The organism is Isoptericola sp. NPDC060185 (assembly GCF_042728595.1).
Classification (GTDB): Bacteria; Actinomycetota; Actinomycetes; order Actinomycetales; family Cellulomonadaceae; genus Isoptericola.
Genome location: NZ_JBHWYY010000086.1, coordinates 1 through 17,612 on the forward strand (window position 1 = coordinate 1; position 17,612 = coordinate 17,612).

Annotated in this window: 17 protein-coding genes; 10 read left to right on the forward strand and 7 right to left on the reverse strand. The window is 73.3% G+C overall.

The window, feature by feature from the left end:
• Positions 1 to 97: 97 nt before the first annotated feature.
• From ACFWDO_RS18730 to ACFWDO_RS18745, 4 genes are all read right to left on the reverse strand, one after another.
• Positions 98 to 1,402 carry an aminotransferase class I/II-fold pyridoxal phosphate-dependent enzyme gene (locus tag ACFWDO_RS18730; protein ID WP_380324404.1) on the reverse strand — a complete coding sequence of 435 codons (1,305 nt, stop codon included), beginning with the start codon at positions 1,400 to 1,402 and terminating at the stop codon, positions 98 to 100.
• Positions 1,403 to 1,474: 72 nt separating this feature from the next.
• Entirely contained in the window at positions 1,475 to 1,996 is a 522-nt protein-coding gene (locus ACFWDO_RS18735) for an SRPBCC family protein (RefSeq protein ID WP_380324407.1), read from the reverse strand.
• On the reverse strand, positions 1,993 to 2,916 hold the full coding sequence (locus ACFWDO_RS18740; RefSeq protein WP_380324410.1) for a hypothetical protein: 924 nt from the start codon (positions 2,914 to 2,916) through the stop codon (positions 1,993 to 1,995). The genes ACFWDO_RS18735 and ACFWDO_RS18740 overlap by 4 nt, the downstream gene beginning before the upstream one ends.
• A complete protein-coding gene (locus ACFWDO_RS18745; RefSeq protein WP_380324413.1) occupies positions 2,913 to 3,458 on the reverse strand; it encodes an OsmC family protein in 546 nt (181 codons plus the stop codon). Before ACFWDO_RS18745 ends, ACFWDO_RS18740 begins: the two co-directional genes overlap by 4 nt.
• 219 nt (positions 3,459 to 3,677) lie before the next feature.
• On the opposite strand from ACFWDO_RS18745, the gene ACFWDO_RS18750 reads away from it, so the two are divergent.
• Complete coding sequence (locus tag ACFWDO_RS18750) at positions 3,678 to 4,427, forward strand: SDR family oxidoreductase (protein ID WP_380324416.1); 750 nt, start codon at positions 3,678 to 3,680, stop codon at positions 4,425 to 4,427.
• 52 nt (positions 4,428 to 4,479) lie between these two features.
• Positions 4,480 to 5,394 (forward strand): RNA polymerase sigma factor SigJ, encoded by a 915-nt coding sequence (sigJ, locus tag ACFWDO_RS18755; protein ID WP_380324419.1) that lies wholly within the window; start codon positions 4,480 to 4,482, stop codon positions 5,392 to 5,394.
• Here sigJ and ACFWDO_RS18760 read toward each other — a convergent pair.
• A complete protein-coding gene (locus ACFWDO_RS18760) occupies positions 5,391 to 6,752 on the reverse strand; it encodes an NAD(P)/FAD-dependent oxidoreductase (protein ID WP_380324422.1) in 1,362 nt (453 codons plus the stop codon). The two genes, sigJ and ACFWDO_RS18760, sit on opposite strands and share 4 nt — an antisense overlap.
• A gap of 146 nt (positions 6,753 to 6,898) precedes the next feature.
• Between ACFWDO_RS18760 and ACFWDO_RS18765 the strand changes: the two genes are divergently transcribed.
• The 8 genes from ACFWDO_RS18765 to ACFWDO_RS18800 all read left to right on the forward strand — a co-directional run bounded on the left by ACFWDO_RS18765 (position 6,899) and on the right by ACFWDO_RS18800 (position 14,645).
• A complete protein-coding gene (locus ACFWDO_RS18765) occupies positions 6,899 to 7,702 on the forward strand; it encodes a thymidylate synthase (RefSeq protein ID WP_380324425.1) in 804 nt (267 codons plus the stop codon).
• Positions 7,699 to 8,223: a dihydrofolate reductase gene (locus ACFWDO_RS18770; RefSeq protein ID WP_380324428.1), complete on the forward strand. Its 525-nt coding sequence runs from the start codon at positions 7,699 to 7,701 to the stop codon at positions 8,221 to 8,223. The genes ACFWDO_RS18765 and ACFWDO_RS18770 overlap by 4 nt, the downstream gene beginning before the upstream one ends.
• A 384-nt stretch (positions 8,224 to 8,607) precedes the next feature.
• Positions 8,608 to 9,588 (forward strand): ABC transporter permease, encoded by a 981-nt coding sequence (locus ACFWDO_RS18775; RefSeq protein WP_380324431.1) that lies wholly within the window; start codon positions 8,608 to 8,610, stop codon positions 9,586 to 9,588.
• Positions 9,588 to 10,262: a YesL family protein gene (locus ACFWDO_RS18780; RefSeq protein WP_380324434.1), complete on the forward strand. Its 675-nt coding sequence runs from the start codon at positions 9,588 to 9,590 to the stop codon at positions 10,260 to 10,262. The genes ACFWDO_RS18775 and ACFWDO_RS18780 overlap by 1 nt, the downstream gene beginning before the upstream one ends.
• 14 nt (positions 10,263 to 10,276) lie before the next feature.
• A complete protein-coding gene (locus ACFWDO_RS18785; protein ID WP_380324437.1) occupies positions 10,277 to 11,785 on the forward strand; it encodes an extracellular solute-binding protein in 1,509 nt (502 codons plus the stop codon).
• Between the two features lie 66 nt (positions 11,786 to 11,851).
• Positions 11,852 to 13,198 carry a glycoside hydrolase family 28 protein gene (locus ACFWDO_RS18790; RefSeq protein ID WP_380326309.1) on the forward strand — a complete coding sequence of 449 codons (1,347 nt, stop codon included), beginning with the start codon at positions 11,852 to 11,854 and terminating at the stop codon, positions 13,196 to 13,198.
• A complete protein-coding gene (locus tag ACFWDO_RS18795) occupies positions 13,189 to 13,725 on the forward strand; it encodes a hypothetical protein (RefSeq protein ID WP_380326312.1) in 537 nt (178 codons plus the stop codon). The genes ACFWDO_RS18790 and ACFWDO_RS18795 overlap by 10 nt, the downstream gene beginning before the upstream one ends.
• A complete protein-coding gene (locus tag ACFWDO_RS18800; RefSeq protein ID WP_380326315.1) occupies positions 13,722 to 14,645 on the forward strand; it encodes a carbohydrate ABC transporter permease in 924 nt (307 codons plus the stop codon). Before ACFWDO_RS18795 ends, ACFWDO_RS18800 begins: the two co-directional genes overlap by 4 nt.
• A 21-nt stretch (positions 14,646 to 14,666) precedes the next feature.
• Here ACFWDO_RS18800 and ACFWDO_RS18805 read toward each other — a convergent pair whose 3' ends face one another.
• Both ACFWDO_RS18805 and xylB read right to left on the reverse strand, forming a co-directional pair.
• Positions 14,667 to 16,055, reverse strand: a complete 1,389-nt coding sequence (locus tag ACFWDO_RS18805; protein ID WP_380326318.1) for a serine hydrolase domain-containing protein — start codon at positions 16,053 to 16,055, stop codon at positions 14,667 to 14,669.
• Between the two features lie 5 nt (positions 16,056 to 16,060).
• Positions 16,061 to 17,545: a xylulokinase gene (xylB, locus tag ACFWDO_RS18810; protein ID WP_380326322.1), complete on the reverse strand. Its 1,485-nt coding sequence runs from the start codon at positions 17,543 to 17,545 to the stop codon at positions 16,061 to 16,063.
• Between the last annotated feature and the right edge of the window lie 67 nt (positions 17,546 to 17,612).

Consider the following 17,612-nt stretch of genomic DNA (forward strand, 5'->3'; position numbering starts at 1 on the left):
GTGGGGGAGGGGGGTCAGGTAACGGGGGGTCGCGATGTCACGTGCTCTCTTTCGCGCGTGAGGTTCTTCGGGAGGGGGGTCCGGGGCGGGTGACGCGTCAGGACGCGGCGGCGGCCTCCGCGGCAGCGAGCAGCACGCAGGTGGCGACGCCGTCCATCGCGACGCGCACCTCGTCCAGCGGCGGCATCGAGGGCGCGAGGCGGATGTTGCGGTCGTGCGGGTCGCGGCCGTACGGGTACGTCGCGCCGGCGGGGGTCAGCGCGATCCCGGCCTCCTTCGCGAGCTGCACGACGCGCGCCGCCGTGCCCGGCACGACGTCGACCGACACGAAGTACCCGCCGTCGGGCCGCGTCCACGTGGCGACGCCGGCGTCGCCCAGGCGCTCGTCGAGGATGTCGACGACCGCGCTGAACTTGGGCGCGAGGATGTCGCGGTGCTTGCGCATGTGCGCCCGCACGCCCTCGGCGTCACCGAAGAACATGGCGTGGCGCAGGTGATTGATCTTGTCCGGGCCGATGGACCGGATGCCGAGGTGCTTCGTGAACCAGGAGACGTTGGCGGCCGACGACGCGAAGAACGCGACCCCGGAGCCGGCGAAGGTGATCTTCGACGTGGAGGCGTACATGAGGACGCGGTCGGGGTTTCCGGCCTCGGCGGCGAGCTCGATCGCGTTGGCCGACTTCGCCTCGTGCTGCGTGAGGTGGTGCACGGCGTAGGCGTTGTCCCAGAAGATGCGGAAGTCGGGGGCCGCGGCGGGCATCGACACGAGGCGGCGGGCCACGGCCTCGGAGACCACGGAGCCGTCCGGGTTGCCGTAGGTCGGCACGGTCCACAGGCCCTTGATCGTCGGGTCGTCGGCGACGAGCGCAGCCACGGCCTCGGCGTCAGGGCCGTCGGGCGTCATGGGCACCGTGACCATCCGGATGCCCAGCTCCTCGCAGATCGCGAAGTGCCGGTCGTACCCGGGCACGGGGCAGACGAACGTGATCTGCTCCTCGCGCGACCAGGGCCGCTCCGACCCGGGCACGCCGAACAGCAGTGCCTGCACCACCGTGTCGTACATGAGGGTGAGCGACGCGTTCCCCTGGGCGAGCAGCTGCTCCGTGGGCACGCCGAGCAGCTCGGCGAAGATGCGCCGCAGCTCGGGCAGCCCGGCGAGGCCGCCGTAGTTGCGGGTGTCCGCGCCGTCCTCGGCCAGGTGGTGGCCCTCGCCCGGAAGGTCGAGCATCGGCTCGGCGAGGTCGAGCTGCTCGGCGGACGGCTTGCCGCGCGTGAGATCGAGCTTCAGCCCGCGGGCCTGCAGGTCCGCGTACTCGCGGCGCAGGGCGTCGAGCCGGGCGACCAGATCTGCGGCCGGGGCGGCGGTGGTGGACGACGGCTGGGTGGAACCCTCGGTGCTCACGTCACGTGACTGTACCGGCCGGACCCGGGCGCGCGGCAGGGCGTCCCACCGGTCAGGCGCGGTCAGGCGCAGTCAGCTGTGCCGGGCGAGGAGGCGCGCGAGCCGCGCCAGCGAGACCTGCATGAACCCGCGCAGCGCCAGCCCCGTCAGCGGGTCGGTGACGACGCGCGGCAGCCGGCCGGCGAGGTACGCCTCCTCCCACCACACGACGCGGCAGCGCCGGGAGTCCATCGGCACGACGTCGAACCCGGCCTCGCCGAGCAGCACCGGCCCGAGCTTGCGCAGCCGCGTGCGCCCCACGCGGGCCGCGGACGTCGACGGCCGCTCGAGCTGCTCCACCACCATGCGGTCGACGACGACGAGCCGTCCGACGGTGGTGCCCGGGTCGCGGCGCACGCCCGGCCCGCTCGCCATCGCGTACCGGTCGCCCACCTGGGGCCCGCCGCCGGCGGGGCCCTGGAGGCGCGTGGCGACGATCCACCGCGGGTGGGTGCGCAGGTCCGCCACCCAGGCGTACGCGACGGACGCCTCCACCGGGACGACCCGCGCCACCTCGACGCGGCGGGCCGGGTGGGCGTCGGCCGGCGCCGTCACGAGGGGTCGTCCTCGTGCTCGTGCCCGTCCTCGTCCTCGTGCTCCGCTGCGCGGCCGCGGCCCCTGCGGCGCGGCAGCCAGCGGCTCGGCGACGTGCGCCGCGGCGGGTCGAGGGCGCGCAGGGTGGGCGTGTCGGCACCCGGCTCGAGCACCAGCTCCACCACGCGGGGGAAGTGCTCGGGCGGTGGACCGAACGCGCGCCGCGACTGCGCGACGACACCGTGCCCCAGCGCCCGTCCGCCCGCGACCCCCACGACGAACCCGACGCCGAACGGCAGCAGCCGGCCCAGCGCCAGCGACCCCTGCTTGGCCACCTGCCGCTTGAGGAACTGGCGGGCGAGCGTCTTGTTGACGCGCTTGATCGTGGTCTGCGGCATGGACGTGAGCAGCACCTTGCCCCACGCGACGGTGGAGCCGCCGATCGCGTTCTCGACGTCCTTCGCGCCCCGGTCGCCCAGCACGGTCGCCAGGAGCAGGGCGCGACGGCGTGGCACGTCGTCGATCTCGATGCCGTGCACGTCGGCGACGGCGAGCGCGAACGCCGCCGAGGCGCCGAAGAACGTCGCCACGTCGCCCGTCGTGAGGGCCGTCGCCGCCGCCGTCCCGACGGACGGCGCGGCCGCCGCCGCGCCCACCGCGCCGCCCGCCGTCGTGAGCAGCGTGAGGTACTCCTTCTCCAGGATCCGCACGATGCCGGCGGGGTCGGCCTCGGGGTTGCGGGCGCGCAGCCGGTCCACGTGCTTGTGGATCGCCGCGGACGGGATCGTCACCGCCTTGTCGAGGAGCGCGTCGAGCAGCGGCGTCGACCGGTACTCCGTCCACGCCTCGCGGCGCGCCGCCTCGTCCCGGCGCTCGACGTCGCCGCCGCGCTCCTCGTGCGGGACGACCTCGCCGCCCGTGGAGCCCTTGCCGCGCGTCACGATGCGGGGCCCTCCGCGCCGTCGCCCCCGGGCCGGTCGAGCGGGGGCTGCTCGAACACGGGCTGCTCGAAGACCGCAGGGGGCACCAGGGCGCCCGCCTTGAGGGTGCGGCCCACCGTGCAGGCGCGGTCGATCGAGCGCTGCGCCAGCAGCAGGGTCTTGTTGCGCGCCGCCTCGTCAAGGCCCGACAGGTCGATCTCGAACCGCTCCGTCAGCACCGGGTAGCGGTCCTCGTCCAGGTCCTTCGCGTCCTCGACGCGGATCACGGCCTCGTAGGCGTCGCCCAGCACGCGGGCGAACTTGGTGTCGCTGCTCATGCCCGCGCACGCGGCGAGCGCGATCTTGAGCAGCTCGCCGGGCGTGAACACGGCGCCGGCCTCGACGGGACCGATCTCGACGCTCGCGCCGCGTGCCGTGTGCCCGCGGTACGTGCGGCTGCCGGTGCGCTCCACCCACAGCGGGTCGGTGGGCGACGGGGTCACGGGGGCCGCCGTGTCGGTCTCGGGGCCGGCGGCGGTCTCGGTGGTGGTCTGGTCCGTCATGAGGTGATCCTCCCACTGCGTTCCCGGTGGCGTCCGGGGGTTCCGGGGGAGAACGTGCGGAGGCGCGGACCGATTCCACGGGCCGGTTCCGCAGGCCCCGCCGCGAACCCCGTGGCGTGACCGGGATCACGTTCCCCGGGGTGTCACGGAACGACCCGGGCCGCGGTCGAGAGGGTGTCGGGCGGCCACCGGGCCGCGCACCGCAGAGAGGACACTCGCATGAAGATCGTGGTCGTCGGTGGGACGGGTCTCATCGGGAAGCAGGTCATCGCGCACCTCACGGAGGCTGGGCACGAGGCCGTCGCGGCCGCGCCCAGCACCGGGGTGGACACCCTCACCGGCCAGGGCGTGGACGAGGCGCTCGCGGGCGCCGACGTCGTCGTGGACGTGTCGAACTCGCCGTCGTTCGCGGATGACGACGTGCTGCGCTTCTTCACCATGTCGACGCGCACGCTGCTCGACGCCGAGAAGCGCGCCGGGGTGGGGCACCACGTGGCGCTGTCGATCGTCGGCGCCGACCGGAACCCGGACTCCGGGTACCTGCGCGCCAAGGTGGCGCAGGAGGAGCTGGTGCGCGACGGGGGCGTGCCGTGGACCGTCGTGCGGGCCACGCAGTTCTTCGAGTTCGGGCCGCGGATCGCCGACGGCGCCACCGTCGGCGGCGTGGTGCGGATCCCGCCGGTCGCGTTCCAGCCCATCGCGTCGGCGGACGTCGCGCGGTTCGTGGCGGAGGCCGCGGCGAGCGCTCCGCGGGGCGGGAGGTACGACATCGCCGGCCCGGACCGGGTGCGGTTCGACGAGTTCGAGCGCGCGGTCCTCGCGGACGCGGGCGACGAGCGCGAGGTCGTCGCCGACCCGGCGGCGCCGTACTTCGGCGCCCTGCTCGAGGAGGACTCGATCGTGCCGCTGGGCGACGCCCGCCTCGGCGAGGTGACCTACGCGGACTTCGTGGCGCGCTCGGCCGCATGACTCGCTCCGCCGGCGCCTGCCGCACCCGCCGGCCGGGGCGTAGCGTGGCCGCATGACGTCGCGCCCCGCCGCGTCCGAGCGCCCCGGCACCCTCGACGAGACCGAGGACGCCGGGGCGCTCGACGTGTTCCTCGCCGTCCGTCCGCAGCTGTTCGGCATCGCCTACCGCATGCTCGGCGGCGTGGCGGAGGCCGAGGACGTCGTGCAGGACGCCTGGGTGCGCTGGCAGGGCACCGACCGGGAGGCCGTGCAGAACCCGGCCGCGTTCCTCACCACCGTGACGACCCGGCTCGCGATCAGCGCGGCGACGTCGGCGCGGGCGCGCCGGGAGACGTACGTGGGGCCGTGGCTGCCCGAGCCGGTCGACACGTCCGACGACCCGGCGCTCGGCGCCGAGCGGGCCGAGGCCCTCGAGCTCGCCACCCTGCTGCTCCTGGAACGCCTCACCCCGCTGGAGCGTGCCGTCTACGTGCTGAGGGAGGCGTTCGGCTACCCGCACCGCCGGGTCGGGGAGATCCTCGGCCTCAGCGAGGCGAACACGCGCCAGCTCGCGCGCCGCGCCCGCGAGCGTCTCGGCAGGCGTGAGGCCGTGCCCGTCGACCCGGGCGAGCACCGGCGCCTGCTCGACGAGTTCGTGGCCGCCGCGCACGAGGGCGACCTCGCCCGCTTCGAGCGCTTTCTCGCGGACGACGTCGTCGCGCGGCCCGACGGCGGCGGGCGGGTGCACGCGTCGAAGGTGGAGCTCGTCGGGCTGGCGCGGGTGTCGCTGTTCCTCGACAACGTGTGGCGCAAGTACTGGGCTCTCGGCGAGGTGCGGGTCGTCGACGCGAACGGCTTGCCCGCGCTCGTCGTGGAGCGCGACGGCGCGGCCGTCGCGCTCCTGGCCCTCGACGTCGCGGGCGGGCGTGTGGAGCACGTGTACGTGCAGGTCAACCCGGACAAGCTGGCCGGGTTCGGCGCTCGCTAGGCGACGAGCGTCGCGTCGCGGGCGGCGTCGGCCTCGGGGCTGCTTGCCTCGGCGAACGCCGCCCGGGGCGACTGGACCGACGCGAGCGAGACGACGTCCCGCCCGAACGCGACGGCGGTGAGCCAGACGGCGAGCACACGGGCCTTGCGCTCCCACGTCGGGATGGCGAGCAGGTGGTAGCCGCGGTGCATCAGCCACGCGAGCCGACCCTTCACCACCAGCCGGCGGACCTGGAAGATCCCCGAGCCCAGGCCCAGCGTCGCGATGACGCCGAGGCTGCCGTGCACGTAGGGGCGCGTCGGGCGTCCGTGCAGGGTCGCGACGAGGTTGCGTGCCAGGCGCCGGCCCTGCCGCACCGCGTGCTGGGCGTTCGGCACGGCCAGGGCGCCGGGGCGCGGCACCGCGAGGTCGGGCACCGCCGCGCCGTCGCCCGCGGCCCACGCGTCGTCGACAGGGGCGTCGTCGGTGCCCACCCGCAGGTCGGGCCGCACGACGACGTACCCGCGCGCGTCGACCGGCAGGTCGGTGTGGGTCGCGACCACCGGGTTCGCGGCGTTGCCCGCCGTCCACACCAGCAGGCCCGACGCGAACGACTCGCCCGTCGAGAGGGTGACGACGCCGTCGACCGCCGACTCCAGCGCCGTACCGAGGTGCACGTGCGCGCCGCGCCGCTCGAGCTGCTCGACCACCCAGCGGCCCGGGCGCTCCGTCACCTCCGGGAGGATCCGCCCGCTGCGCTCCACGAGGTGGAACCGCAGCTCGTCGGCGGCGATCTCCGGGTACCGCGCCAGCAGGTCGTGGGCCAGGGACAGCAGCTCGGCGAAGCCCTCGACGCCGGAGAACCCGCCGCCGACGAACGTCACCGTGAGCAGCCGCTCCCGCTCCGCGCCGCGCGGCAGGCTCGCCGCCCGGTCGAACGACGTGAGCAGCCGGTCGCGGATCGCCACCGCCTCCTCCACGTGCTTCATCCCGATCGCGTGCTCCGCCACCCCGGGGATCGGGAACACGCGCGTCACCGCGCCCGCCGTCACCACGACGGTGTCGTACGGCAGCCGGAAGGTCGCACCCGACCGCGGCCGCACGACGACCACCCGGTCCGCGTGGTCGATCCGCACGACCGACCCGTCGACCAGCCGCGTGCGACGCAGGTGGCTGCGGTGTGCCACCGCCGCGTGCCGCGCCTCCACCGAGCCGGCCACCACCTCCGGCAGGAACGGCTGGTACGTCATGTAGGGCCGCGGGTCCACCAGCACCAGCTCGACCTCGCCGCGGCGCAGCTCGCGCCGCAGCCCCTTCTCCAGCTCACGGGCCGTCGTGAACCCCGCGTAGCCGCCACCGACGATCACGATGCGTCGCATCACTGCCTCCTGTGCCGCGCCCGTCGGGCGCTCTCACCACGTCGACCGCGCAGCGGGGCGCGTCGTGACAGCCGGGCGGTGTGACGTCGGAGACGCGCGGGTCGGGTGCGCCGACGACGCTGCCCGCGGGGTCGTAGGGTTTCCGCATGGCCGCGATCCCCACCCCGTACGAGGACCTGCTGCGCGACGTGCTGACCCGCGGCACGCACAAGGAGGACCGCACCGGGACGGGCACGCGCAGCGTGTTCGGCCGGCAGCTGCGGTACGACCTGCAGCAGGGCTTCCCGCTGATCACCACCAAGCGCGTGCACCTGAAGTCGGTGGCCTACGAGCTGCTGTGGTTCCTGCGTGGCGACTCCAACGTGCGCTGGCTGCAGGAGCACGGCGTGTCCATCTGGGACGAGTGGGCCTCGCCCGAGGGCGAGCTGGGCCCGGTCTACGGCGTGCAGTGGCGGTCGTGGCCCACGCCGGACGGGCAGCACGTGGACCAGATCGCGGGCGTCATCGACCAGATCAAGGTCAACCCGGACTCCCGCCGCCTCATCGTCAGCGCGTGGAACGTGGCCGAGCTCGCCGACATGGCGCTGCCGCCCTGCCACCTGCTGTTCCAGTTCTACGTGGCCGACGGGAAGCTCAGCTGCCAGCTCTACCAGCGTTCCGCGGACCTGTTCCTCGGCGTGCCGTTCAACATCGCGTCGTACGCGCTGCTCACCCACATGGTGGCCGCGCAGACCGGGCTCGAGGTGGGCGAGTTCGTCTGGACGGGCGGCGACTGCCACATCTACGACAACCACGTCGAGCAGGTGCGCACCCAGCTGGAGCGCGACCCGTACCCGTACCCGACGCTGCGCCTCGCGCCGCGCGACTCGATCTTCGACTACGCGTACGAGGACATCGAGGTGCTCGGCTACCAGCACCACCCCGGCATCAAGGCCCCGGTCGCGGTGTGATCGGGCTGATCTGGGCCCAGGCGCACGACGCCGCGGGCCGCCCCGTCATCGGCGCGTCCGGCGACATCCCCTGGCGCATCCCCGAGGACTTCGCGCACTTCAAGGCCACCACGGCAGGCCACCCCGTGGTCATGGGGCGCCGCACCTGGGAGTCGCTGCCGCGCCGCCCCCTGCCCGGCCGCACCAACGTCGTCGTGACCAGGCAGCCCGGCTGGGCGGACGACGGCGCCGTCGTCGCCCCCTCGCTCGAGACGGGCCTGGCGCTCGCGGCCGCCGCACCCGGCGGCGACGAGGTGTGGGTCATGGGCGGCGGCGAGGTCTACGCCGCCGCGCTGCCCATCGCCGACCGGCTCCTCGTCACGGACGTCGACCTCGCCATCGAGGGCGACGCTTTCGCCCCCGCCATCGACGCCGGGGTCTGGGAGGTCGTCGACGACGGCGGCTGGGCCACGTCGTCCGGCCCGGGCACCCTGCGCCACCGTGTGCGCACCTACGCCCGCGCCCACACCCCCGCGACGTAGTTCCGATCCCGTCGAGGTAGTTGGTTTCTCCGCGAGGTAGTCCCGATCCCGCCGAGGTAGTCCAACTTCCCACGAGGTAGTGCGCAATGTGCGCCCTGGCGTGGACTACCTCGGCCAGATCGGGACTCCCTCGGCGAAGTCTGGACTACCTCGCCAGAGTTCGGACTACCTCGCGGAGATGTGGACTACCTCGGCGTCCTTGCGGGCTGAGTGTTCACGATCTCGACACCGATTGTTGGAAGGCGCTTGCCCATCGCGGTAATCGTCCGGTAGCGTCCGAGAAACCGGTTACCGGACGCGTCCCACCAGGGAGCGCGACCAGCTCGAGGAAGAGCAGAGGGGCACGCCGATGGTGGTAGTGACGTACGACGTGGGGCCGGCGCGATGAGCGCCGTCACCGCCGCCCAGGCGGCGGCGCCGGAGGCAGCACCCGCACCCGAACCCGCGCCGTCGGGCCCGCGCCGGAAGCGCTCGTCGGCGCTGTGGAAGCACAAGGCGCTCTACCTCATGGCCGTGCCGGGGATCCTGTACTTCCTGGTGTTCAAGTACGCGCCCATGGGCGGCCTCGTCATCGCTTTCCAGGACTACATGCCGTTCCTCGGCATCGGCGGCAGCCCGTGGGTCGGCTTCGACCACTTCGTGCGCTTCTTCTCCGAGGACACGTTCTACGTCCTGCTGCGCAACACGCTGATGATCTCGCTGGGGATGCTGATCTTCGCGTTCCCGGTGCCGGTCGTCCTGGCGCTGCTGCTCAACGAGGTCCGCACGAAGTGGTTCCAGCGCAGCATCCAGTCGGTCGTCTACCTGCCGCACTTCCTGTCGTGGGTGATCGTCGTCTCGATCTTCTACGTGCTGCTCACGACCGACGGCGGGTCCGTCAACAACCTGCTGGTCTCGTGGGGCCTCGACCCCGTCCCGTTCCTCACCGACCCCGACTGGCTCCGGCCGATGTACATCTTCCAGGAGATCTGGAAGGGCGCCGGCTGGGGCACCATCGTCTACCTCGCCGCGATGACCGCGGTCGACGTCCAGCTCTACGAGGCGTCGGAGCTCGACGGCGCGGGGCGGCTGCGCCAGGCCTGGCACATCACGCTCCCGGCCATCCGGCCCACCATCATCGTGATGTTCATCCTCGCCATCGGCGACTTCCTGGAGCTCGGCTTCGAGCACATGTTCCTCGTGATGAACTCGCTGAACCGCGACGTCGCCGACATCTTCGACACCTACGTGTACACGGCGGGCATCGAGAACGGGCAGCTCAGCTACGCGGCCGCCGTCGGCCTGTTCAAGGGCCTCGTCGGCCTGATCCTCGTGGTCTTCGCCAACCGCATCGCCAAGCGGTTCGGCGAGGAGGGCGTCTACTGATGTTCTCCTTCGAGGGCTTCGTCCGCATCGACGCGATCTGTCGCGGCATCTTCCGGGTCGCGTGCCTGAGCGTGCTGTGGCTGGCGACGACGCTCCTCGGGCTCGTCGTGCTCGGGTTCGGCCCGGCGTCGTACGCGATGGCGAAGGCCATGGACCGCTGGCTGCGGCACGGCGAGACCGCGCCGCTCGCCCGCGCCTTCCTGGCCGACGTCCGCGAGCGGACGCTCGAGGCGATGCTCGCCGGCTGGGTCGTCCTCGGGGCGGGCGGCGTGATCGTCACGAACGTCTTCCTCGCCCCGACGTGGATCCTGCAGGCGGTCAACGTGCTGGCGCTCGTCGTGCTGGGCGTCGCCACCGCCTACGTCTTCCCCGTCATGGTCGCCACCGACATCGCCACCACGCGACGCCGGTTCGCCGCCGCGCTGCTGATCGGCTTCGGCTCGCTGCACTGGACGATCATCGGGGCCGCCGCCGTCGGCGTCGCCTGGTGGCTGCTGTGGACGTACGCCACACCGCTGCTCCTGCTCTTCGGGGCCGGGCTGCCGGCGTTCGTCGTCGGCCTGGTCACCCGCGTCGTGTTCCGCCCCCTGGAGGAGACCCCGGAGGTGCCCGCGCCCGCCCACCGTTCCCTGCACCACCCGATGATCGCGCCTGCGACGGAGCAGGTGTCATGAGAGGAGCAGTACCCATGCGCAAGACCCTGTTCGCCAAGGGTGCGGCCGCGGCCGCGGTGACCGCGCTCGCGCTCACCGCTTGCGGCAGCAACGGTTCGGGCGACGACGGCGCGGCCGACGACGGCCCGATCACCTGGATGTCGATGCTGCACACCCCCGTGACGCCGGACGCCGACGGACCGATTCAGACCGCCCTGGAGAAGTACACCGGCCAGGAGTTCACGATGCAGTGGGTCCCGGACGCGTCGAAGGAGGAGAAGATCAACTCCGCCCTCGCGTCCGGCCAGCTCGCCGACATCGTGTCGCTGACGGTCACCGACAGCACGACCGTGCGCCAGGCGCTCAAGGCCGGTCAGTTCTGGGACGTGGAGCCCTACCTGAAGGACTTCCCGAACCTGGCGAAGATCGACGCCGACACCCTTGACGCCGCCAAGCTCGACGGCACGCTCTACGGGGTGCCGTTCCAGAAGATCAAGACGCGCTACGGGGTCGTCGTCCGCCAGGACTGGCTGGACAACCTCGGCCTCGAGGTGCCGCACACGATCGAGGACCTGGAGAAGGTCGCCGTCGCGTTCACCAAGGACGACCCCGACGGCAACGGCAAGAACGACACCACGGGCTTCATCGACCGCGAGGAGAGTTTCCTCGTCGGCTTCCGCTCGCTGACCGGGTACTTCGGCGCGGGCGACAAGTTCTCCGTCGACGACTCCGGCCAGGTCCACGCCGCGTTCGCCGGCGACGAGTTCAAGCAGGCGATGGAGTGGTACCGCGGCGTGTACGAGCAGGGCGCGGTCAACCAGGAGTTCGTCACGGTCCAGAAGCAGAACCAGCAGGACGCCATCGCCCGCGGCAAGGGCGGCATCGTGGTCACGGGCCTGTTCGAGGCGAAGAACTACATGGACCTCGCGCAGAGCGCCGACCCGAAGACGCCCATGACGTGGGCGCTCGTCAACGACCTCACCTACGACGGCCAGCCGCACCACATCATCACCGACACCGGCGGCGGCATGGGCGGCTGGCTGGCGCTGCCGAAGTCCGAGGTGAAGAACGAGGCCGAGGTCCGGAAGGTGCTGGGCTTCCTCGACAAGCTCATGGACTCCGAGCCGTTCGGCCTCATGACCAACGGCGTCGAGGGGGAGCACTACTCGATCGACGGCGACGGCGTGGTGACGATCGAGGACCAGACCGCCTGGGAGCAGGAGGTGCAGCCGTACTCGTCGTCGCGCCCCTCCGAGAAGATCGTGACCTACAAGAGCACGAAGCCCTACGTGGACGAGGCCAACGAGAAGATGGCCGCTCAGGAGCCCGACGCCGTCATCAACCCGACCCAGTCGCTGAGCTCGGAGACCTTCGACCGGCAGTGGTCGACGATCGAGGACAAGGCGATGGACGCCTACAACCGCTACCTCACCGGCCAGATCGAGATGGCCGACTACGAGGCGGTCGTCGAGGACCTGCGCGGCCAGGGCCTGGACGACATCGAGGCGGAGTTCACCGAGGCGTACGCCAAGGTCAACGGCTGACCTTCCCCGACGTGGTGGGCGGGGGACGTCCCGCCCACCACACCACGCACCACCGAGAGGCGACACGTGCACACCCTCGACGACACCCTCGAGACGACAGCCCTGCAGGCCGCGATCGACGACGCCGCGGCGTCGGGCGGCGGCACGGTGGTGGTGCCCGCCGGGACCCACCGCACCGGCGCCCTGCGCCTGCGCTCGCACGTCGAGCTGCACCTCGAGGCGGGTGCGCGGCTCCAGTTCGTGCCCGACCCCGCGCTCTACCCGCCGGTCGAGGCGCGCTGGGAGGGAGCCAGCTCCACGATCCACCAGCCGTGCCTCTGGGCGCACGGCGAGACCGACGTCGCGATCACCGGCCGGGGCACCGTCGACGGGGGCGGCGCGGCCTGGTGGGACACCTTCCGCCACGACCGGGAGTCCCTCGCGTACCCGCGACCCACGCTCGTCGGGATCCACGAGTGCACCAGGGTGACGATCCGCGACGTCACCCTCACGAACTCACCCGCCTGGACCGTGCACCCGCTGCTGTGCGAGGACGTGAGCGTGTCCGGCGTGCGGATCCACAACCCCGCCGACTCGCCCAACACGGACGGCATCGACCCGGAGTCGTGCCGGAACGTGCGGATCAGCGACTGCCACATCGACGTCGGCGACGACTGCATCGCGATCAAGGCGGGCACCGAGCGCACCGCCGAGCGCGTGCCCTGCGAGAACGTCACGATCACCGGCTGCACGATGGTGCACGGCCACGGCGGCGTCGTGCTGGGCAGCGAGATGAGCGGCGGCATCCGCAACGTCGTCATCACCGGGTGCGTGTTCTCCGGCACCGACCGCGGGATCCGGCTGAAGTCGCGCCGCGGGCGCGGCGGCGTCGTCGAGGACGTGCGCGTGACGAACGTGATCATGGACGGGGTGGTGTGCCCGTTCGTCATCAACCCCTACTACTTCTGCGGACCCGACGGCAAGGAGCCATGGGTCGGCGACCGGTCCCCGTACCCGGTGGACGACCGGACCCCGGCGTTCCGGCGGATCCACCTGGCCCACGTGACCGCGCGGGGGGTGCACGCGGCGGCCGCGCACCTGTACGGGCTGCCGGAGGCGCCGCTGAGCGAGATCACCCTCGACGACGTCGCGATCTCGTTCGCCGACGACGCCCGGCCGGGCGTCCCTGCGATGGCGGCGGGCGTCGACGCGGTGACGCGGGCGGGCATCCGTGTCGGGTACCTGGCCGACTCCGCCTTCACCCGGGTGCGGGTGGTCGGGGCGGTCGGTCCGGAGGTGACGGCTGAGGCCAGCCCCACGCTGCGGCTGACCGACGTGACCGGCCGGGTCGAGCGGGTCGACGACGCCGTCGCCCCGGGTCGCCCCCTGTCCTCCGCGGCCCCCCGCGGAGGTGGACGGCTGACATGGCCCTGACCGAGACGTCCGCCCGCCGCGACGCCGACGGGGTCGCGCCCGAGCCCGTCGGCCCGCCGGCCACGGTGCGGCGCACCGTCGAGCTCTGGGTGGCCGGGGTGGCGGCGGCCCTGACGACGCTCTCCCTCGGCGCGTTCACCCTCGTGGTGAACGGCGTCGACGAGGCGACGTTCGCCGACACCCTCTACCCGCTGCTCGCCGACGGCGGGGTGGCCGGCGCCGCGGGCGTCCCGCTCGACGCCGCCTACGAGGCCACCCGCACGCTCGCGGCGTGGTTCAGCGTCACCGTGCCGGTCGTGCTCGGGCTGACCGTCGCCGGCTTCGCGCTCGCGCGCCGCCGCCCCGCCCGACGCTCCGCCGGGTGGTGGTTCCTCGCCGCGGGGCTCGCGTGCCTCGTCGGCAGCCAGCTCCTGCTGTACCCCGTGGCCTTCGGCTTCTTCGTCAGCGCGGGGCTCTTCGCGCCGCGCGCCACCGACCAGCAGTCCGACCAGCATTCCGACCAGCCCCGAACCGGGAGTCCCAGATGAGCAAGATCGCCGTGGCAGCCGCCGCACGACCCCTCCGCGGCACGGGTCGGTCCCGCAAGCCCTCTGTCGGGGTGCGCGTCTTCCAGGTCGTCAACGTGGTCGTCCTGACGGGCTTCGCGCTGCTGTGCCTGATCCCTTTCCTCAACGTCCTCGGCAGCTCGCTCGCCACCCCGGGCGAGATCGCCACCCGGCCGTTCATCCTGATCCCGCACACGTTCACGCTCGACGCGTACCGGTACATCCTCTCGACGTCGACGATCTTCCAGGCGATGGGGGTCTCCGTCCTCGTCACCGTGGGCGGGACGTTCCTCAGCCTGCTGGTCACGGCGCTCATGGCGTACGCGCTGTCCAAGCGCTACCTCAAGGGCCGCCGGGTGATCAACTTCCTGGTCGTGTTCACGATGCTGTTCAGCGGCGGCATGATCCCCACGTTCATCGTGGTGCAGAAGCTCGGGCTCATCGACTCGCTGTGGTCGCTGGTCCTGCCGGTCCTGATCAACGCGTTCAACTTCGTGATCATGCGCAGCTTCTTCCAGGGCATCCCGGACAGCCTGGAGGAGGCCGCGCGCATCGACGGCTGCTCGGACCTGGGGGTGTTCCTGCGGATCGTGCTGCCGCTGTCGCTCGCGTCCATCGCGACCATCGGCCTCTTCTACGCCGTCTACTACTGGAACACCTACCAGGCGGCCATCCTCTACATCAACGACTCGGAGAAGTGGCCCATCCAGGTGCTGCTGCGCCAGATCGTCATCGTCGCGTCCGGCATGAACGCGGACGAGGGCTCCGTCGACGTCGTCCCGCCCGCCCAGTCGGTGAAGATGGCCGTCATCTTCGTGGCGACGCTGCCGATGCTGCTCGTGTACCCGTTCATCCAGCGGTTCTTCGTCAAGGGCGCGCTGATCGGCTCGGTCAAGGGCTGACCCGGGGACGTGCTGGCGCGGTCAGCGGGCGTAGGCGGCGTGGAACGACCAGCGCGGGTCGAGCGTCTCGCCGAAGCCCTGTGACTGGACGGCGAGCGTGCCGTCGTCGGCGAGCGCGATGCGCAGCCGGAGCGTGGCCAGCTCGTCGCCGTGGGTCCCCGCGCGGACGTCGAGGACGCCGGGGCCGGTCCAGCCTGCGGTGACGACGGCCGGCTCGTCCCCGATCCGGGTCGTCAGCGGGCCGGCGGTGTCGAGCGCGATCGACCAGCCGTCGGACGACGCGATCGTGCCCCCGGCGGCGTCGACGTCGAGCGTGAGGCCCGCCGGGCCCGAGCCCGGGGTGCGGCCGGCCCAGCGGCCGACCAGCGGGCGCGCGTGCGCGGGCTCGTGGGGCGGCGTGGGCCAGGGGAGCGGGGCGACGACGGCGCCCGCCGTGGCCGCGCCCCCACCCGCCCGCGCCAGCTCGCGCGCGGGCTCGACGAGGTGGTCGAGGACGAGGTCGAGCAGCTTCTGGTCACCGCTCGCCGCCGCCTGGGAGTCGGCGGTGACGACCACGGTGACCCGCAGCCGGGGGTCGCCGTAGACGATCTGCCCGCCCATCCCGAACATCAGCCAGCCGCCGGCGGGCGGCAGCCACAGCTGGTACCCGTACGCCGCGCGGAACGGCCCGCCCCAGGTCTGCGTCGCCGGGTCCGACTGCGGCGACGTGGCGGCCGCGAGGTATTCCGCCGGGAGCAGCCGCGCGCCGTCGTGCACGCCGCCGTCGTTGAGCAGCCGGGCCAGCCGGGCCAGGTCGTCGGGGGTGCAGATCAGGCCGGAGCCGCCGTGGCTGAAGCCGTCCGGGCCGGGCAGGAAGCGCAGGCCGGGGGAGACGTCGAGCGGGTCGAGCACCCGCGGCCGCAGGTACTCGGCCAGCGAGGTCCCGGAGACCCGCTCCACCAGGGCGGCCAGGGTGTACGCGGCGCTGGTGTCGTACGTGAACAGCGTGCCCGGCGGGTGCGTGGGCGGCACGCGGAAGTACGACTCCAGCCAGCCGCCCTCGCGCACCTGGTACGTGGTGGCGCGGTGCGGGCCGACCATCGCGAGCATGTGCCGCAGCGTCGTGGCCTCGAGCCACGGGTGCGCCGGGTGGCCGTCGAGGAGGTCCGGGAAGTGCCCGACGACCGGGTCGTCGAGACCGAGAGCGCCCTCCGCGGCGAGCAGCCCGACGGCGAGGCCCGTCACCGTCTTCGACACCGAGTACATCCGCTGCGGCACGTCGTGTCCGAGCGGGGCGCACGCCGCGGCGAGCAGGCGCTCGCCGCCCGCCCGGACGTCGACGGTGTGCACCGCGACGTCCAGCTCGCGGGCCCGCGCGACGACGGTCGCGAGGCCCGCGGCGAGGGTGGGGTCGGCGGCGGGCGGCGTCACGGGGCTCAGATCAGGTCGCGGACGGCGGCGTACTGGGCGCGCACCTCGGGCCGGGGGGCGGCGGCGAGCGTCGTGGCGACCGTCGTCGACCACGCCGGCGCGGCGACGTCCGGGTCGGCCGCGGCGGCGAGCACCCATGCGGCCTGCCGTGCGGCGCCGTCGGCCACGTACTCGCCCGGCTCGGGGACCCCGATCTCGAGGCCGAAGACCTGCGTGGCCACCTGCTGCACCGCGGGGGACTGGGCGGCGCCGCCGATGAGCATGACGCGCTCGATCGGCACGCCCTGGGCGCGCAGCGCGTCGAGGCCGTCGGCGAGGCCGCAGAGCATGCCCTCGACGTAGGCGCGGGCGAGGTGCTCGCGGGTGGACGTCGCGAGGCGGATGCCGTGCAGCGTGCCCGTGGCGTCGGGGCGGTTGGGGGTGCGCTCGCCCTCGAGGTAGGGCACGAGGACGAGGCCGTCGGCGCCGGGCGGGGCGGCGAGCGCGAGGTCGGCGAGCTCGTGGACGTCGACGTCGAGCACCGACCGTGCCGCGTCGAGCACGCGGGCGGCGTTGAGCGTGACGGCGAGCATGAGGGCGTTGCCGGTGGCGTCGGCGAAGCCGTTGATGGCGCCGGACCCGTCGGCGGTGCGCGCCGGCGCGACCGCGGACACGACGCCCGAGGTACCGATCGAGATCGCGATGTCGCCGGGGGTCATGCCGAGCGCGAGCGCGGCGGCGGCGTTGTCTCCCGCGCCGGGGCCGACCAGGGCGCCGCCGTCGACGTCCGCGCCGGCGACCGACGCGTGCGCGACGCCGCCCGACTCGGACGGCCCGAGCACGCGGGGGAGCGTGACGTCGTCCCGCCCGAGGGCGAGCCTCAGCAGGTCGGGGCGGTAGGCGCCCGCGCCGTCGTCCGCCTCGGCGTCGTAGTAGCCGGTGCCGGACGCGTCCGAGCGGTCGGTGACGAGCGCGTCGAGGCGCGGCCCGAGCGGCGACTCGCCCTCCGGGCCATAGCCGGCGATGCGCCAGGTCAGCCAGTCGTGGGGGAGCGCGACGGCGGCGACGCGGGCGGCGTTCTCGGGCTCGGTGTCGCGCAGCCAGCGCAGCTTGGTGACGGTGAGCGACGCGACGAGCACCGACCCGACGGAGTCGGCCCACGCCTGCGCGCCGGCGTCCCGGTCGCCGTCGCCGAGCTCGCGGATCAGGTCCTCGGCCGCGGCGGCGGAGCGGGTGTCGTTCCACAGGAGGGCGTCGCGGATCACGCGGCCGTCGGCGTCGAGCGCGACGAGGCCGTGCTGCTGGCCGCCGACGGAGATCGCGGCCACGTCGTCGAGGCCGCCGGCCTCCTGCGCGGCGGCGAGGAACGCGTCCCACCAGTGCCGCGGGTCGATCGACGTGCCGTCGGGGTGCTTCGCGGTGCCGGAGCGCACCAGGGCGCCGGTCTCGGCGTCGCGCACGACGATCTTGCAGGACTGCGTGGACGTGTCCACGCCGGCGACGAGGGGCATCGTTGCGTCTCTTTCAGGCAGGGCCGGGGGATGCTGTGAGCGGGCGTTTGGCCCCGATTCGTGACCG